This is a genomic window from Diaphorobacter sp. J5-51 (assembly GCF_001023515.1).
Lineage (GTDB): Bacteria > Pseudomonadota > Gammaproteobacteria > Burkholderiales > Burkholderiaceae_C > Diaphorobacter > Diaphorobacter nitroreducens.
The window spans coordinates 1-752 of record NZ_JSYI01000025.1; the positions used below are offsets into that span (position 1 = coordinate 1).

General features: G+C 64.2%; 1 protein-coding gene. It reads left to right on the plus strand.

The window, feature by feature from the left end:
* Positions 1-144: 144 nt before the first annotated feature.
* On the plus strand, positions 145-752 hold a 608-nt coding region (locus OX89_RS03480), incomplete at its 3' end, for a LysR family transcriptional regulator (protein ID WP_047349578.1).

Here is a 752-nt window from a genome sequence, read left to right on the forward strand (position 1 = left end):
TCATTCGGTGTCCTTGAAAAGCTGCGCCACTCAACAAGCAGGCCATGCCCGCGATGATGGGACGCCCTCCCGATACCTTCCAATACTGTTTTTTGCTGTATCCCATACCATTTCAGCATCTTTACAGCACGAACGGGAGCCCCCATGGATTTGCGTGACCTGCGCCACTTTCTTGCCGTGGCCGAAGAGGGCCACATTGGCCGTGCGGCGGCCCGCCTGCATTTGTCGCAGCCGCCGCTGACGCGCCACATCCAGGCGCTGGAAGAAAAAATCGGCGTGCCGCTGTTTGTGCGCACCCCCAAAGGCATGCAGCTCACCGACGCCGGCCACACCTTGCTGCAGGAAACCCCCAACCTGCTCGCGCTGGCACAGCAGGCGCTGGAGCGCACGCGACTGGCAGGCCAGGGCCTGATCGGGCAGCTGGATGTGGGGCTGTTCGGCTCGGGCGTGCTGGATGTGATCCCACGCATCCTGGCGCGCTTTCACGAGGAGCGCCCCGAAGTCAAAATTGTTTTGCATAACCTGACCAAAGACGCCCAGCTGCAGGCGCTGCGCGAGCGGCGCATCAGCGTGGGCTTTAACCGTCTGGTGCCGCAAGAGGCCGACATCAGCATCGAAACCGTTCTGCACGAGCCGCTGGTGGTGGCCCTGGCGGCCAGCCACCCGCTGGCGGTGCGCCCCTCGCTGCGCCTGTCCGACCTGGAGGGCATGCCGCTCATCCTCTACCCCAACGTGCCCCTGCGCGGTCTGGC